The organism is Rheinheimera sp. 1928-s, assembly GCF_029269265.1.
GTDB lineage: Bacteria > Pseudomonadota > Gammaproteobacteria > Enterobacterales > Alteromonadaceae > Pararheinheimera.
Map to the genome: position 1 here is coordinate 502,553 of NZ_JARIXP010000003.1, position 16,642 is coordinate 519,194.

14 protein-coding genes are annotated in these 16,642 nt (G+C 46.3%); 3 read left to right on the forward strand and 11 right to left on the reverse strand.

The window, feature by feature from the left end; genetic code table 11:
- Nucleotides 1–36: 36 nt before the first annotated feature.
- The 8 genes from glmS to P3C17_RS10000 form a co-directional block, all read right to left on the reverse strand.
- Nucleotides 37–1,866, reverse strand: coding sequence for a glutamine--fructose-6-phosphate transaminase (isomerizing) (gene glmS, locus P3C17_RS09965; RefSeq protein ID WP_300929303.1), 1,830 nt, complete (start codon nucleotides 1,864–1,866; stop codon nucleotides 37–39).
- A gap of 6 nt (nucleotides 1,867–1,872) precedes the next feature.
- The gene (locus P3C17_RS09970) at nucleotides 1,873–2,652 is read right to left on the reverse strand and encodes a DeoR family transcriptional regulator (RefSeq protein WP_300929304.1); all 780 of its coding nucleotides are present in this window, start codon (nucleotides 2,650–2,652) and stop codon (nucleotides 1,873–1,875) included.
- Nucleotides 2,653–2,874: 222 nt separating this feature from the next.
- Nucleotides 2,875–3,630, reverse strand: coding sequence for a ZIP family metal transporter (locus P3C17_RS09975; protein WP_300929305.1), 756 nt, complete (start codon nucleotides 3,628–3,630; stop codon nucleotides 2,875–2,877).
- Nucleotides 3,631–3,982: 352 nt separating this feature from the next.
- Complete coding sequence (locus tag P3C17_RS09980; RefSeq protein ID WP_300929306.1) at nucleotides 3,983–6,313, reverse strand: TonB-dependent hemoglobin/transferrin/lactoferrin family receptor; 2,331 nt, start codon at nucleotides 6,311–6,313, stop codon at nucleotides 3,983–3,985.
- A 212-nt stretch (nucleotides 6,314–6,525) separates the two neighbouring features.
- The gene (locus tag P3C17_RS09985) at nucleotides 6,526–7,854 is read right to left on the reverse strand and encodes a DUF2271 domain-containing protein (RefSeq protein WP_300929307.1); all 1,329 of its coding nucleotides are present in this window, start codon (nucleotides 7,852–7,854) and stop codon (nucleotides 6,526–6,528) included.
- The gene (locus P3C17_RS09990) at nucleotides 7,854–8,765 is read right to left on the reverse strand and encodes a hypothetical protein (protein WP_300929308.1); all 912 of its coding nucleotides are present in this window, start codon (nucleotides 8,763–8,765) and stop codon (nucleotides 7,854–7,856) included. The genes P3C17_RS09985 and P3C17_RS09990 overlap by 1 nt, the downstream gene beginning before the upstream one ends.
- Before the next feature lie 9 nt (nucleotides 8,766–8,774).
- Nucleotides 8,775–9,563 (reverse strand): DUF4198 domain-containing protein, encoded by a 789-nt coding sequence (locus tag P3C17_RS09995; protein ID WP_300929309.1) that lies wholly within the window; start codon nucleotides 9,561–9,563, stop codon nucleotides 8,775–8,777.
- Between the two features lie 150 nt (nucleotides 9,564–9,713).
- Complete coding sequence (locus P3C17_RS10000; protein ID WP_300929310.1) at nucleotides 9,714–10,283, reverse strand: DUF1439 domain-containing protein; 570 nt, start codon at nucleotides 10,281–10,283, stop codon at nucleotides 9,714–9,716.
- A gap of 145 nt (nucleotides 10,284–10,428) precedes the next feature.
- Between P3C17_RS10000 and P3C17_RS10005 the strand changes: the two genes are divergently transcribed.
- Both P3C17_RS10005 and P3C17_RS10010 read left to right on the forward strand, forming a co-directional pair.
- Nucleotides 10,429–10,614 (forward strand): hypothetical protein, encoded by a 186-nt coding sequence (locus P3C17_RS10005; RefSeq protein WP_300929311.1) that lies wholly within the window; start codon nucleotides 10,429–10,431, stop codon nucleotides 10,612–10,614.
- 84 nt (nucleotides 10,615–10,698) lie between these two features.
- Nucleotides 10,699–11,127 (forward strand): hypothetical protein, encoded by a 429-nt coding sequence (locus P3C17_RS10010; RefSeq protein WP_300929312.1) that lies wholly within the window; start codon nucleotides 10,699–10,701, stop codon nucleotides 11,125–11,127.
- Nucleotides 11,128–11,194: 67 nt separating this feature from the next.
- On the opposite strand, the gene glmU is transcribed toward P3C17_RS10010, so the two are convergent.
- The 3 genes from glmU to P3C17_RS10025 all read right to left on the reverse strand — a co-directional run bounded on the left by glmU (nucleotide 11,195) and on the right by P3C17_RS10025 (nucleotide 14,157).
- Nucleotides 11,195–12,559 (reverse strand): bifunctional UDP-N-acetylglucosamine diphosphorylase/glucosamine-1-phosphate N-acetyltransferase GlmU, encoded by a 1,365-nt coding sequence (gene glmU / locus P3C17_RS10015; protein ID WP_300929313.1) that lies wholly within the window; start codon nucleotides 12,557–12,559, stop codon nucleotides 11,195–11,197.
- Nucleotides 12,560–12,948: 389 nt separating this feature from the next.
- Complete coding sequence (locus P3C17_RS10020; RefSeq protein ID WP_300929314.1) at nucleotides 12,949–13,836, reverse strand: TraB/GumN family protein; 888 nt, start codon at nucleotides 13,834–13,836, stop codon at nucleotides 12,949–12,951.
- A gap of 66 nt (nucleotides 13,837–13,902) precedes the next feature.
- Nucleotides 13,903–14,157: a hypothetical protein gene (locus tag P3C17_RS10025; protein ID WP_300929315.1), complete on the reverse strand. Its 255-nt coding sequence runs from the start codon at nucleotides 14,155–14,157 to the stop codon at nucleotides 13,903–13,905.
- 323 nt (nucleotides 14,158–14,480) lie between these two features.
- Here P3C17_RS10025 and P3C17_RS10030 point away from each other — a divergent pair, with 323 nt between their 5' ends.
- On the forward strand, nucleotides 14,481–16,634 hold the full coding sequence (locus P3C17_RS10030) for a winged helix-turn-helix domain-containing protein (RefSeq protein ID WP_300929316.1): 2,154 nt from the start codon (nucleotides 14,481–14,483) through the stop codon (nucleotides 16,632–16,634).
- Nucleotides 16,635–16,642: the final 8 nt, after the last annotated feature.

Here is a 16,642-nt window from a genome sequence, read left to right on the forward strand (position 1 = left end):
ATCCAGGCTTTACAAAAAAACTTTTAAATCAATATCTTATTCGACAGTAACGCTTTTTGCCAGGTTACGTGGCTGGTCTACGTCTGTGCCTTTGATAATGGCAACGTAGTAGCTTAATAACTGCAGCGGGATGGTGTAGATAATTGGAGCAATCAGCGGATGCACGTGTGGCACGCTGATCACACGCTGCGTAGCGTCTGATTTAAAGTGAGCATCTACGTCGGCGAATACGTACAGGATGCCGCCACGGGCACGCACTTCTTCCACGTTCGACTGCAGCTTTTCCAGCAATTCGTTGTTTGGCGCAACCACAATAATTGGCATATCGGCGTCAATCAGCGCTAAGGGGCCGTGTTTCAGCTCGCCTGCAGCATAAGCTTCAGCGTGAATGTAAGAAATTTCTTTGAGCTTCAGCGCGCCTTCCATAGCGATAGGATACTGATCGCCACGGCCTAAGAATAATGAGTTGTGTTTGTCGGCAAACTCTGTCGCCAAAGCTTCAATTTTTGGCGCCAGGGTTAAGGTTTCTTCCAGTTTGGCTGGCAGAGTTTTTAATGCCTGCACCATATCCAGTTGCTGCTCTGTTGTTAAACCATTGTATTTACCAATAGCCAGCGTCAGCATCGACAAACCAACCAGCTGAGTGGTGAAGGCTTTAGTAGACGCCACACCAATTTCAGCACCAGCACGGGTCATAAAGGCCAGATCTGATTCACGCACCAGCGAAGAACCCGCTACGTTACAAATGGTTAAGCTGCCGATATAACCCGCTTCTTTGGCTAAACGTAAGGCCGCTAAAGTATCTGCAGTTTCACCAGACTGGGAAATGCTGACCAGCAAGCTGCCTGGCTGGACAAAAGATTTGCGGTAACGGAATTCAGATGCAATTTCGACGTTACAGGAAATACCACCTAAAGATTCCAGCCAGTAACGAGCGACCATACCTGAGTGGTACGAAGTACCGCAGGCAACGATTTGCACGTGACGTACTTTTTTGAACAGTTCAGCTGCGCCGTTACCAAAAGTTTCGTCCAGCACTGAGTCAGAACCTAAACGGCCTTCTAAAGTGTTGCTGATGGCATGTGGCTGTTCGTAGATTTCTTTTAACATAAAGTGACGGTACTGACCTTTGTCACCAGCATCGTAACTGGCGGTGGATTCAGTAATAGTGCGCTCTGTTTGTTTGCCGTTTTTGTCATACACGGTCACGCTGGTACGGGTAATTTCGGCCACGTCGCCTTCTTCTAAGAACATAAAACGACGGGTGACTGGTAACAGAGCTAACTGGTCAGAAGCGATAAAGTTTTCGCCAATACCAAAGCCTATCACCAGCGGGCTGCCTGAACGAGCCACTACTAAATGACTTGGGTCGTTTTGGTCCATCAGTACAGTGCCGTAAGCGCCGTTAAATTGTTTTACCGCAGTTTGTACTGCAGCTAACAAAGAACCAGCAGTTTTCATTTCTTCAGCTACTAAATGCGCAATAACTTCAGTGTCAGTGTCTGAGTTAAACACATAACCTTTGGCTTTTAACATTTCACGCAGCGGGCCATGGTTTTCGATAATACCGTTGTGCACCACAGAAATATTGCCGGATACGTGTGGGTGAGCGTTACGCTCTGAAGGTTCGCCATGTGTAGCCCAACGAGTGTGCGCAATACCAGTGCCACCAACAACAGGGGTTAATTTTACGGCGTCAGACAGTTCTTTTACTTTACCTAAACGGCGGATACGTTGTAATTCGCCTGTTGGGCTAATGATCGCCACACCGGCAGAGTCATAACCACGGTATTCCAGACGGCGTAAGCCTTCCACCAGAATCTCTACTACGTCACGTTGTGCTACAGCACCTACTATTCCACACATAAAGTCTTACTCCACTGATCCAAGGGGGGCGCAAATCACCTTTACGCCTTGTTGTTCTATTTGTTGTTTTGCGCTGGCGGGTAACTTGTCGTCTGTTACCAGTATTCTGATGGACGACCAGGGCAATTCTAAGTTGTGGATTTTCCGGCCTATTTTGTCGGACTCCACCATCACCACCACTTCACGCGCCACTTCGGCCATCACCCGGCTTAAGCTGGTCAGCTCATTAAAAGTAGTAGTACCACGCTGCAGATCAATGCCATCGGCACCAATAAACAGCTGGTCAAAATCGTATGCACGTAAAATCTGTTCCGCCAGCTGGCCCTGAAAAGCCTCAGACTGCGGGTCCCAGCTGCCACCTGTCATCAGCAGCGTAGGCTCGTTTTCCAGTTCACGTAAAGCATTAGCTATAGACAAGGAATTGGTCATCACCACTAAACCTTGTTTATGCGACAGTTCTGGTAATAAAGCTGCTGTGGTGCTGCCGCTGTCTAGAATAATGCGGTTGTGATCACGAATAAGCTCTGCAGCGGCTTTGGCCAGAATTTTCTTTCGTTCTGAAACTTGTTCGACTGCGGCTTCCTGAATGAGTTCATGCGGCACTTGCACTGCACCACCATAACGACGCAATAACAGACCTATGTCTTCCAGCGCAGACAAGTCTTTACGAATAGTCACTTCAGAGGTTTCAAAATGATGGGCTAACTGATCCACACTCACTTCGCCCTGCTGATTAAGCAGCTCAAGAATAGCGCGGCGACGCTGTTGGGTGTTTCGTTTGTTCATTTGCCAGCCACTTAAGTTTCGTTTCGAAAGGCATTTTACAGAAACGAAACTTAAAGGCAAGAGTGAACCTTAAATTCAGCTATTGTGGGTTAGATTTTTGGTGAAGGGGGTATCGGGGCATATTAAATAAAAAATGTAGGGCCGGGTCTTGTACCCGCCCGTTTGTTGATACCGCGGTAAGCATGGAAGGACGGGGCAAGCCCACGCCCCAGCAATAACCATCTAGTGCTGATGTGAAGCTTCAGGCCCTATCAGCAACAGCATCAACAACACACCAAGGCCCATCATCAGGGCATGTAACCAAAGCGGTTGTTCGACGTTTTTGCGCAGCAGTGGCATTAAGTCGGCACTGGCCAGATAAATAAAAGCACCAGCAGTAATAGCCAGCAGAATATTCAGGTTAGGTGTTAACCAATGGCTGATAGCTAACGTAGCCACTGCACCTAAAACACAAGCGCTTGCCGATAACAGGTTATACAGCAGGGCTTTTTTACGGCTGAATCCTGCGTGCAGCAATACGGCGACATCTGCAATTTCCTGGGGAATTTCGTGGATCAGGATAGCGACTGTAGTAGTCACGCCCAATAAAGGGTCGACCAGAAAACTGCCAGCTATTAACACTCCATCAATAAAGTTATGAATGCCATCGGCCACCAGATTCACTTTGCCATAGCTGGCTGTGCTTATCGCCTGATCCGGTAGTTGCGGATGACCATGTTGCAGCGCTCGTTCCAGAAAATAAAAACCTAATAAACCTGCTAACACCCAGCCAAAGAGTTCGCGCGGTGAGTCCTGATGATGCAAGGCATCAGGCAATAAATGCAAAAAGGCATTTGCCAATAATACACCCACAGCCAAGCTTAAAATAAGCGGCAGAAATCGTTGTAGCTTAGTTTGCGGCAACAAAAATAAGATAGCCCCGGACAGGGATACCAGCATCACCAAAAAGGCAGCCAGCAGGATAAACAAAGTTAACATATACAATCCTGTCCTATGGGGAATAACAGCGGATAAAGATGATAAGGTTCAGGCAGCAAGAGCCACGCTAAAAACCTGTGACATTATAACGTTTTTTCCTCGATATAATCTTTGTTTTTTAAAGAAAAAATCGTCAGGAACGATTTTTAACCATGCGAAGCATTGGCCCGAAGGGTGAGCGCCAGGGATGGTCGCGACATACCGTCCTTCCCTGGACATAAAAAAACCACCTGTCTTCCCAGCAGGTGGTTGAGCATTCTCTCAAAAGACCAGGGTAAAGCAGAAAGCGGGGTAATATAGGGGCGCGGTTTATCCGCGCCCGCCGGAGGTTGAACCCAATCTCCGTCAAGATTTAGAAACTGTAACTCACACTCAACTTGGCATAACGGCCAGGTTCGCTGTAACGCTGAATACCGTCTGCGCTGATATTGTTACGACTGCTGGCGGCATAACGAATACGCTCCCAGCGGTAGTATTCTTTATCCAGCAGGTTATACACGCCGACATTCAGTAACCAATTGTCGCCAAACTCCATATTGCTGACTAAATCCACCACACTAGCGCTTTTTGGCAGGTAGGTGACTAATTGAGTTTGAGTGCCGTCTTCTTCAGTTTCATACGCATCTTTGGCTTTTACTTCTGAGCTGTAACTTAAGTTAGCGGCCAAACTCCACCAGTCAGTAGCGCGGTAGCTGACACCTGCAACCAGTTTGTCCGGGCTTATAGTAATCAGCGGGTCGCCATTTTCTTTTTCACCTTCATGATGGCTATAAGAGAATTGCGCACTCCAGCTTTGATTAAAGCGCCAGGCACCTTGTAACTCGACGCCTGTGACATCGACATCACCGACATTCTCGTTGATGGTATAAGGGTTACCCTGAGTGACAGTACAGCCGAAGCTGGTGCAGCTTTCATACACAGTGCCCGGGTTTTGTACTTTGGTGACATTTTCAATCATGTCGCGGTAGTTATCTTTAAACACCGCCACTTTGATTCTGCTGTTTTCACCTTGCCACTGATAAGCCAGTTCCAGGTTAGTACTGTATTCAGCTTCTAAATTTGGGTTTGATAAAGAACCATACAAACCTGTCACCACTGTACCAGTGGCTTGTTCAGTGCGGCTGACTGATGAGGTCTGGAAATACATTTCTTCTGTACTTGGTGCACGGAAGCCACGGCCTAACTGCAGCTCGACACTTTGTTGTTCTGTCAGCTGATAGTTACCCACTAATTGACCTGTCACTGCGCTGAAGCTACTGTCCTGCACTGAACCTGTCACATCAGTAAAGCCATCATTTAACTGGGGTTTGTACGACACATGATCGTAACGCAGGCCACTGGTTAAGCTAAAAGCACTGTTGTTAAATTTAATGCTGTCGCGTACGTAAAGATGCCATAAGTCAGCGTCCGTCTCTGGCACAAAATCCGGATCAATGTCCTGCCTGGCAATTTCCATGGTCTGACCGACATAGCTGGTATCAATGGCAGAGAAATCAACCGATTTTTGCTCCAAAGCTCCGCCGTATACCAGTTGATGGCTGCTGCCCTGAGTTTGCAGTTCTTTATCCAAAGCAAAAGCCCATTTCAGCAAGTCTTGCTGGTAATCGCGGTCTTCACTGCGGTAACAAGGGCCAGTGGTACATAAACGAGCGGCACTGGCTGGAGCCAACATCAGAGTGAAAGCGTCGTTGTTGGTTTTCTGGAAATCCAGGCTGGTAGAGAAGGCATCAAACAACGGATGACCTGCTAACCAATTGTATTTCAGACCAATACGGCTGCGTTCCTGCTGGTCGTCACTGGTACGGGTCAGGTAACTGCGGCTTAACCAGGATAAGTTGTTGGTGTCGATATCGGTTTTAAATAACTCAGCGGTCAGGCCAATATCCTGAGTCTCTGTCAGTTGGTACTTTAATTTGGTCAGTATATTGTGGCTGCTGTTGTCCTGCGGATCAGCGACAGGCCGGCCTGAACCTGTAATGGCCTGACGTTCGGCTGAGTCGGCATAGTTTTCCATTTCGTGGCCTTCGCGCTTGGTCAGTACAGCCAAAGCTTCCAGCTTACCGCTACGGTTTGCCACTGTCACAGTGCCTTGAGTTTCATCATTAGCACCGCTGTAAGCCGCTTTTAACCGGACAAAAGTATCGTCACCTTCCGGTTCTAAATAGTCTGCTGCATCTTTAGTGACAAAAAGTACGGCCCCCCCTAAAGAACCACTGCCTGCAGCTATGGCGTCAGCACCTTTAACGATTTCAATTTGTTTCACCGCATCAGGATCAATACCACCACGGCCGGCCGCAAAGAAATCATAAAAGGCATAAGTTGGCGGGTTTAAGGTTTCACCTACAGATAAACCGTCGACCGTAATAGCCACCTGATTCCCCTCCAGGCCACGGATGTTGAAGCCGGCAGAACCAAAGCGGCCCTGATCAGTTAAGCTAACGCCCGGGATATAACGCACCATATCTTCTAAACGCTGCACTTGCTGTTGTTCCAGCTGTTTGGCTTTGATCACAATACTATTGGCTGTGGTCGATTTTTTATCTTCAAGCGCAGTAGCAGTGACAGTCACAGCATCCAGTTGCGACAAATCTTTTGTGGCCTCTTCAGCTGCAACTTCTGCCAACAGGGAGGTGGAAAATAAGCTGCTGATAGCAACAGCAATTAACGTTTTAGAACAGGGCATGACGCTCTCCTTGACGAGCTAAAGACTTGTGGTAAGTCCACAGGATGGCGTTATCCTAGATCAAATGAGAATTATTCTCAACAATAAAATTCAACTTATTTTTATATATTTCAATGGCTTACATTTTGAAAGCGCAAAAAACTCCCTATCCAGAGAATAGGGAGAACAACAGGAGTTGGCAGGCAACTCAACAGGAATTTGATGCTAAAAACTTAACCGTCTTTGCTCTGAAGCTGCAGACGCACCAGCCCCAATTCAGCTTCACCTTGCTGCTGCACTGGCTTCAGATCGGCTTGCCAATTCAGTGGCAGAGTTAAATGTTCATGGCCACCATGTTCACGCGCCACTTCCAGATGCAACTGGTACTGCCCCCATGGCACCACAGCACCTTGTTGATCACGACCATCCCACTGCAGCTGATAAATACCGGGTTTTTGGGTTGCTCCGGCAATCTGATCAATTTGCTCCGGATTTTTTCGGCCCAACCGACGCCACCAGTGATTCAACTCCTGATACCAGCGGCTTTGCTGGCCGACCAGACTGATTTGGCGCACAGGTCTTTTCTGCTGATCGGTCAGCCATACCGAAACATAAGGTCTTTTGTAATTACCATCGCTGAATTTGGGTAACTGATAACTGATCTGTAGCCTCTGCTGCTGACTTTGGCTTTTATCCGCCAGATAGCCATACCAGGAGTTGGATGCATACCAGTTGGCCGAATCTGTTTTGATTAAAGCTGCAGCCTGCTGCTGATCGGTAAGCTGCTGGCCCTGCTTCAGATCCAGCACTGCCAGACTTTGCGCCAGTAAATAGGCTGTGACTGCATCTTTAGCCAACACAGTGGCTGTCGGGCCGTATTCAACAGGCCAGCCTTCTGCCGGGTTCAGCAGCGGGCTAAAAGTCCGGTACGATACTTTGTACCCCAGCTGAGCATTGGCAGTTTCAGTCTGAGCTAAAGCCACAGAACTCAGCTGCAGTTGCTGTAATAACGGCTGTTCAGTGCCCAGACTCAACTTTGTGCTAGCCGCATCAGACCACAACAAGCGGCTGACACCAGATTGTAAATCCATCTGCTTTAACCTTGGGAACCAGCTTTTTAACAGAACAGCGGTATCGTCCAGCAAGCGGGCATTGGCTAACCCGTCCAACTGCCATACCAGCGTACTGTAATTTGCTTCTGATACCACAACTTGTTCTATAGCTCTGGTTTGACGGCGCAACTCTACTCTATCCGGTAACACTTGGTTTTCAACAGCTTGTTGCCATTGCTGCGCTATAGCACCTAAACGGCAGCTGTAACTTTGCTGACTTAGTGCACGCCATTTTTCACAGAGCTGAATCAGCTGATACTGTTTTGGTTTAGAAGCGGCTAACCAGTGCTTAAACTGGGGTTGCCTGGCCTGCCAATCCTTTTGGCTGACACCTTCCAGTTGCAGTTTCAGCTGCTGCCCTGCAATAACCTGCTGATAGCTGACAGAGTCAGCCAGCACCAGTGCAGGACTTAGTGATAACAGCGTCAATGACCAGGCAAAAGCTTTCATTACTCAGCGGTACCTCTGGTTTGTTCGTTATTAACAACAGGCAGAGCTTCAGCCATAGTCACTTGCTGGTTTAAATCTGTATCCCAGCGTTTGAACATACGCTCACCTGAGGCATTAAACTCAGCGCTACTCACTTGCTGATTGTTGTCTTTATCCAAAGCTTTAAAGCGCACTGCAGCCTGCTTTAACTGGGCGGCACGGGTTTTGGCGATTTGACGGTCCAGACGATCAACAAACTCGTTCAGGTATTCATCGCTACTCAGCTCGCCATTTTTATCCAGATCAGTACGGGCAAAAGCGGCATCACGTTGCTCTTGGTACTCAACCTTATCGACCTTGCCGTCGCCATTCTGGTCATACATATCCAACATACCTGCCACACTGTGGGTGGTTGGCATCACTAAAGCCGGACGGGCACGTACTGTTTGTTTGGCATCGGGTTTACGTTCGCGCTCTGGCAGCGGATCGGCTTTGCTGATTACGCCATCTTTATTGCTGTCGATATAAGTAAAAGCTCTGTCACCAGAGGCCTGGTATTCATCTTTACCTATGCTTTTACTTTTGTTTTTATCCAAAGCTTCAATCCGCACCAGCGTTTGTTTAATCTGGCCAGTGCGTTCTGCGTCCAGCTTTTTATCCAGACGTCCTGCATATTCATTAACGTACTCGTCAACCGACACCTGGCCATCTTTGTTCTCGTCCATAGCGCTGTAACGCTGCTGGCGTACCTGCTCAAACTCGATTTGGCTGACAGTGCCGTCTTTATTCAGATCATAGTCCTGAATAAAACTGGCTTTGCCTTGTGCTGTTGGCTGATGTGCTGGTTTTTTTGGCGCTTTTTCATCGGCCGCTAAATAACAGCTGGTGATGGCTAAAAATAAACTAAGGGCTGTGCTTCTGCGTTGCATCATAAACTCCTGTTATTCGGTGACTTCAACTACAGCGCTATAGCTGTAACTGTAGGTGGGGGCTTTGGCACCAGCTGGTGCATCGGTACGAAAACGAGTCAGCAATAAATAAGTGCCGGTTTTATCCAGCTCAAAATTCAGCTGACCTTGTTTATCCGTCGTGAGTTCTTTTGATACTTTGGTTTCGGCTTCAGCAGAATTGGCTGAATACACCTGCACTTTTTGCTCAGCCAAAGCTTTGCCGTTATAAAGCACAGTGGCTTTGATTGGGCTTTGGATATACAAGTCGTTTGGATGGCTTTGGAACACCAATTCCAGACCCTGATTGGTTGGCTTTAATACGGTTTGGCTTGGCGCACCTTTACTAACATAAGTTTCTGCCAGAGTGACAGACTGAAAATGCGCCAATAACTTAGCACCAGCAGGAATTTGTTCTTTTGGATCTCTGCTGTTATGGGTTTTACCATCCTGCTGCCAGCTGCGAAATACAGCGCCATAACGCTGTCCCGTGCTGAATTTGTAAGTACCGTCCTGCTCCAGCTGATGAGCCACTGCAGTGCGGGTTTTGCCTACAAAAAGCTCTTTTGGTTCAACAGCTTTGCCGTCTGGTTGCAGTACTTTAAATTCGCTTTGATCAAAACGTACTTCTGGCACAAAAAACTTCTCAGCAAAAGCAGCGTCCAGCGTGACCCAGCCACCTAAAGGTTCAAAGCTGGCTGGCGCCAGATAAGGAGTGTGAGCAGTAGCAGTAAAAGCCAACAACAAAGAGGCAGAACAAAGCAGGGGTTTTAATTTAAACATAAAGCGCTCCAGTTAATGAGAATAGATCTCATTTAAATAATGGGCGCCACTTTAGATCAAATGAGAATCATTTGCAACTAGATCATTTCATCTTTACATTGAACAGGCTAAAAGGCCCTTCAATTGAGGGCCTTGCTGGTAATACAGTGGTTACTGAGCAGAGTAGTTAGGTTTTAATAGCAACTCGCCGGGTTGCAGCACTAAAGTTAACGGCATGCCACATAAGACTTTTTCCGTTACTTTGTTGCAATCGAGCTTATAGACAGGCTGACGGTTCAGCACTTGCGTCAGGATGGTTTTCGCCTCGCTGCTCAAAGGTGCCAATTTGAGTTGAGAGCTGCCACTGCCTACACTGGAATCTAGAATGGTTAAGTTTTTCAGGTAAATTGCATTTCTTTCATCGTCAAAATAGGGCAAAGCCGACAAGTGTAAATTCAGATCTGTATGTAATGGTTTGAACAACGCATCCACTTCAGCCCCCAACGCCAGCTTGAGTTCTATCTGCTGTTTATTGTCCGGAGCCAGTTGAAGCTCCAACTGACGTACCGTTAGTGTCAGTGGCAGGCCCAGCATTTTACCTTTGCCTTGCTGTTGCTCTAATTGGCTCAACAATAAGCGCTGCAATTCCTGCTGCTTCAGGCTAAACATATCCAGATGATTCAGTTGAGTGCAAGAAGCTAACAGCAGCAGTGAAAGCGCCAAAAGTGTTTGTTTATTCAATGTGATGTTGTCCGTTTAATGCTGATTTGGCGCGAACTTTAGCAAAAACTGCTGAACCTCTGCTGATTTTTTTCGTATAGCTTCCAACTATTTCACCACAAGATACGACTCAGTATTAGAACATCAGGGAGATAAAGGATAAATCATGAATACACCAGAGCAAATTCAGTTACCAGGCATTCGCCAATTACTAAGCACTTTTGTTGTGCTGGTGCTGTTCCTACTGGCTTTTGATTCAGCATTGCAGTGGTTAAGTTTTAGTTTGCACCAGCAGTCATTAATAGCGCCAGAATTATTGTTTCCTATGAGCTGGTTATCAGTTTTGTTTTAACTTTTAATCAACAAGTGTCTTGACCTGCTTTTACTGCCTTTTTATTATCTTGTTAGCAAAAATCAGGGAAATGTGAGAGAAGGAATGACTTTTAAAGAAATGATGGCAGATAAAAAGATAAAGCGCCGAGCCTGTATTTGTTGGAGCCTGAGCCTTTTGCCAGTACTTTTAACTATTTTTACGAGCCTCCCCTGGCATTCAGCGGTGCTGTATTCAACCTGGCTTCTATTTGCTCCCTTTCTTTATAAAGTTAAAGTTCAATACCCTGATCATTTCGAAGAACCGCTCAGTCAATTGCGGCTGGAAGGAAAAATGCTTCACGTGAAACAACATCAGCTTGAAATTGCTGATGTTAGCAAAGTTGCTATTGATAAAATGAATGACCACACCGCCTTCATTGATTTCCCTTACAATATGTACGGCAAACTAAAATTCAGTTTTCCGTTGGAACAACTGCCCTCAGTAAAAACATTTTTCCGGCAACATTGTCCTCATATTCAAATTGTCAGCTAAAAAGTCAAAAATACTAAAAGCAAAAACCCGCCAACAAGGACGGGTTTTGTTTATGATCTGCCGATCATTATTTCTTAATCTTCACCGGTCTTTTCCAGCCGCTGATATGACGCTGCTTAGAACGCGCTACTACCAGTTCATCTGCAGCTACACTGGCTGTAACCACAGAACCAGCACCCACAGTAGAGTTTTGGCCTAAAGTCACGGGAGCCACCAGAGAACTGTTGGAGCCAACAAAAACACCGTCTTCAATAGTAGTGACAAACTTATTAGCACCATCGTAGTTACAGGTAATGGTACCGGCACCTACATTCACTTTGCTGCCAATCACTGCATCACCTAAATAGGTTAAATGGTTGGCTTTAGAGCCCACTCCTAAAGTGGTTTTTTTCAGCTCAACAAAGTTACCGACATGGCTGTCGTCAGCCAGCACTGAATCAGGGCGAATACGGGCATAAGGGCCGACAGAACAGCCAATTCCAATAGTAGATTTTTCAATCATGCTGTTGGCTTTCACTTCAGTGTTGTCGCCTATCACTGCATCTTTTATCACACAGTTAGGGCCAATAATAACGCCATTGCCCAGCACCACTTTGCCTTCAAAAATCGCGTTGATGTCGATCATCACATCGTTGCCAACAGTGACTTCACCCCGTATATCAATACGGGCCGGATCACGTAGGTTAGCACCGTTTAACATCAGCTCTTCTGCTTTACGCGCCTGATAGGCCCGTTCTAACTGTGCCAATTGCACACGGTTATTTGCTCCTTCAGTTTCAATGGCAGTGGCAGGATGAGCCGTTGTAATGTCCACGCCTTCTTTATGAGCCATAGCGATAATATCGGTCAGGTAAAATTCGCCCTGCGCATTATTGTTCTGTAACTGGCTTAACCACTTTTTCAGTTGTTTGCCAGGTACAGCCATAATACCGCTGTTTACTTCAGTAATTTTCAGCTGTTCGGCGCTGGCATCTTTTTGTTCAACAATACCCACCACTTTACCGTTTTCACGCACCATACGACCATACCCCATAGGGTTGGCCAGATGCACAGTCAGCACAGCTAAACCATCGGCAGATTTCGCTGCCAGCAGTTGCTCTAAAGTTTCTTTGCGGGTTAAAGGCACATCACCGTACAGCACCAGTACAGTGTCATTGTCGGCGATATGAGGCACTGCCTGCTGCACAGCGTGGCCAGTACCTAATTGTTCGGCTTGTAATACCCAGTGTAAATCCTGTTCACCCAAAGCAGATTTCAGCTGGTCTGCGCCATAGCCGTACACCAGATTAATAGACTCTGCGCCTAATGAACGGGCCGTGTCGATCACATGCTGCACCATAGAGCGTTCCGCCACTTTATGCAGTACTTTAGGTAAAGCAGATTTCATCCGCGTGCCTTTACCGGCCGCCAGGATCACAACGTTTAAAGCCATAAAAGAGTCCATGTAATTTCGATGCGGTTATTCTAATAGATAATGCAGCAGATTACAGGAGCAGGGTGAAATTTTGCTGAACAGTGTTTAACTGAAGACTCTCTATCTAAAAAATATCAGGCTATGCAATAAGCTAAGATTCGCAATGACCCAGACAGTCAGCCAAATCCCACCAACGATCAGAGTATTTTTGTATTCTTGTACTGACTTATTACACCAGATCACAACATTGCTCATAGCTACCAACTTATATCCTATTGTCAGCACTGCAGGCTTTTCACCCTATCGATTCCCCCAGTCACATAGATTGGCTATGCTCGTGGGGGGATTTTTGTTTGCCACCAGGTGAAGCTCCAATGACTATAACTATCGAGTTTGAAAAACCAGGCTTACAGACTTAGTTGCTCCAGCTTGTAGCCAGCCTGCTGTAACAACGCCAGTACACTATGCTCCCCAGCTAAATGCCCACCACCAACCAACACCAGCTCTTTGTTGTTATTGCCAAACATCTTCTCAATTTGCGGCAACCAGTTCTGATTACGTTTAACATACAACGCCTGATACAACTTAGGGTCCATCTGCCGGGCTGGTTCAACAGCAAGCTTATTCAACTCAACCATGTCCCCCACGCGCCAGGCATCGATCATTGCAGAAAAATACTGTTTAAAGTCACTAACCTGTTCCAGGTTCATTTTCATAAAGGCGTCTTCGTAACCTTCCCCCATATTAGCCAACAAATTAATCTGGCTTTCTGCCGTTTCCAGATAGAGCTGTGATTTACCATCACTCTGTGCCAGCTTATCAAAATGGCTATCGACCCCTTCTCCATCCATCTGAGCTTTCATAATTTCCAGCGCCAGCATCTGAATCATAATAAAGCCGGGTTTATAACCATCCAACTGTTGCAGTTGCACACCGTAAGGGGCGAAATAGTCGCTTACCTGCTTGTACACTTCAGGTGACAACACCTTAGACAAGCTGCGGTTGTCGTTGTACGACATGGCTTTTAGCATTGCAGCTTGCAATTCAGTATCTGTAGCAGCAGGTATTTTTGCTTCCAGCACCAGAGTATCCGTATCGGCATAAGCCTTACCAAATTCGCCAGGCAAAGGGAAAGCCGATTCAGGTAACAGGTGCACAGTGCCACCTATATACAAATAATCGTCACCTTTACTCACTTTCCAGACGGAGGTTTCAGCCACAGCAGAGGCAGAAGCCAAGGCTGTGGTCAGTAATAAAGCTGCAAAGCTTGCTTTAAATAGCGTTGTTAATTTCATTGTGATAGTCCTGATGTTGTAGTTGTACATTTAGCTTTTATAGGCTGATAGTCACGCCTTTCATCATTAGCGCAGTGAATCTTTGATCAGCTCGACTGAATGGTTCAGGGCCGTATTCACCTGATGTTTAATATTAAGGCTTAATTGCTGTCTCAACTCTTGCATCAGCACATCGGTCACAGGTTTGGTAGTTACAACAACTTCCGTTTTTGGCTGAACCACTTCCGACTTTGGTTTAGCTTCTTCTGACAGTGCTGCGGTGCTGGTGAATAAAGTGGCAACAATAAGGATACGAACGCTTGCTTGTTTCAGTGTTTTCATTTTGACATTCCTTCTATTGGTTCAGTAAGTCTTGTTCAGTAAATTGCATTTAGTGTGTTGGCAACAACGGATTCACTGCTTGTCCGCCTGGTTGTTGAGCTCAATCTAGCCAACGAGTGAGGAAAAGTCGCTTATCAGAACCTAAGCAATTTATTGGTAAGGAAAATAAAAATAAACCATTGTTTTTAATGGGAATAACCAAACCTTATGAAAACCTTATGGCGAAAAAATAAGGTATATTCAGACCAGTTTTATTTCACTTGAATCGATAGCGACATCTGTTAAAGTTACAACTGGTTAAAAAATGGAAGAATAATTAACAGATGGATAAGATGCAGCTGGGACCATGGACTTTTACACCAGGCGATTACAGCATTCGTGATAAGGCTCAACGGATAGAGCTGGAACCTCTGTTGTCAAAGCTACTGCATTATTTTATTGAACATCCCGGCAAAATAATTTCCCGCCAACAGCTTGTTGACGCTATATGGCAACAAAGTTATGTGGATGACAACGCGATAAATCGTGCTATGTCAGAACTTCGTAAAGCCTTGCAGCATCCTGATGTGCCCCAGTCGCTTATAAAAACCCATCATCGTAAAGGTTATAGTTTACAACTGCCTCATCAGCCCGATGCGCCGATTGAGCCATCTGCTGACGAAAAACCAAAGACCAGTGCCGGCTCCACTCAGTACAAACGTAGCATCCCCCTTTGGTTAGTTGCACTAGCAACCCTGCTGCTTGTAGGCACAGCAGCTGTTTATTATTTTTCGAGCCAAAAGCCCGCTTCCCTCAGTAAAAATTCAAAGCTGGATGACAAACCCCAGGTTCTGCAGATGGATATTGTCACGAGGCAAAAAATAACCTGGTTTAAAGGCATTGAATCAAGACCTTTATTGTCCGCGGATAAGCAACTATTGGCTTATAGTCACTCACAGCCAGACGGCACTGTGCGTGCCATTGTACGCAAACTGGGTATGGGCACAGGCAGCGCACTGCAGGAAGTGGTGATTGAAGGCAATAATAGTTTGTACAGCATTCAAACCTGGCAACCATTGAGCCGTAATCTGTTGGTTCAGGCGATAAGTAAAGATGGTCAACGCTGTGAATACCAGAATTATGATTTCAGCAAGTATCCTCAGTATCAGGTCAAAACATTAACCTCTTGTGCAGGCTTGAACTTTGGTACAGCACAACAAAGTGCAGATGGACAATGGCTGTATTACAGCAAAGGCAGTGGCGGCTTATATTCCAGCAACGCGCTGCTGGCAGAAAATCTGACCACTGGTGCGGTACAAACTTTATTAGCAGCACCTTCCGCAGGCCTTGGCGTCACTATGCTGGCGTTGTCTGCTGATGGCAGTAAACTTGCGTATATACTGATGCCTGAATCGAACAAGCCTGATATCTATATATATGATCCAAGCAGCAGGGAACATACCAGACTAGCCAGTCTGCCTTTTCCACTGATCCTGCTTGGGTTAGATTGGAGCAACGATCAGTCCAGTCTGATTTTGCCCGGTGGTGATGGCATATTGCAGCTAAAGGTGGCAGATAAAACAAAGAGCCTGTTGAAGTTTCCTGAAGGCGTTATCGTAGGCGAGTTAACTCTGCTTGCTGAAGATCAGGCCTATATCTCCAGCTTCACTGCAGGCAGCGCCTCGCAAAATGCGATGCAACTTATTAAAATTGAACAGCCTTTCAACGCGGCGAAGCGGAAAATCACCGTGCTCAGTGATACCGAGGGTAGCACGGCAGATTTGGCGGTATCCCCTATAGATAGCAGCAGCTATGCTTTTTCTGCCAATTGGACAGGCAGTTGGCAGCTATGGATGAACAACAAGGGGCAAAATGTTCAATTGACTGAACTTACGCCTGATGACAAACGGCTTAGCGGTATCAATTGGTCAGGTGATGGTCGCTATATAGCCTTTAATAAACAGGGCAATTTGCATTTATACGATACGCAGCGCCAGCAATTGATCAACAAACTGGAAAGTAATGATGTTGGTCAGGCGGTTTGGCTACCGGATAATAGCGGTTTGGTGCTAACCCGGCTGCAAGGCAATAGCCAGAATCTATGGCAACTGGATTTAGTCAGCAACGAGTTAACTCAATTGACGTTTTCAGCCGGAACTTTTGCACAGTTCGATGCCCAAGGCCAATTGCACTATCACCGTGATGGCAAGCTGTTACGTTATGTTGATGGCGGTAAAAATGACATCGAACTCAAGACCAACGCAGACACTAACTTTATGGCGCTTTGGTTGTTGCAGGGTCAGAAGCAATACCGTTTTGGTATGCTAGGGCATCTGGAACTGCATGATATAGTCACAGGCGAAACACAAAGCAGCCAACTGCCTTATCAGTTATTGGCAATACACCCTGATCCACATAATCCAGACCAGCTTTACGCCACAGTCTTTGTCACGCCAGAGCTGGCGCTGGAATTTATTCAGTGGAAACCCAAGCGCTGATACTTATC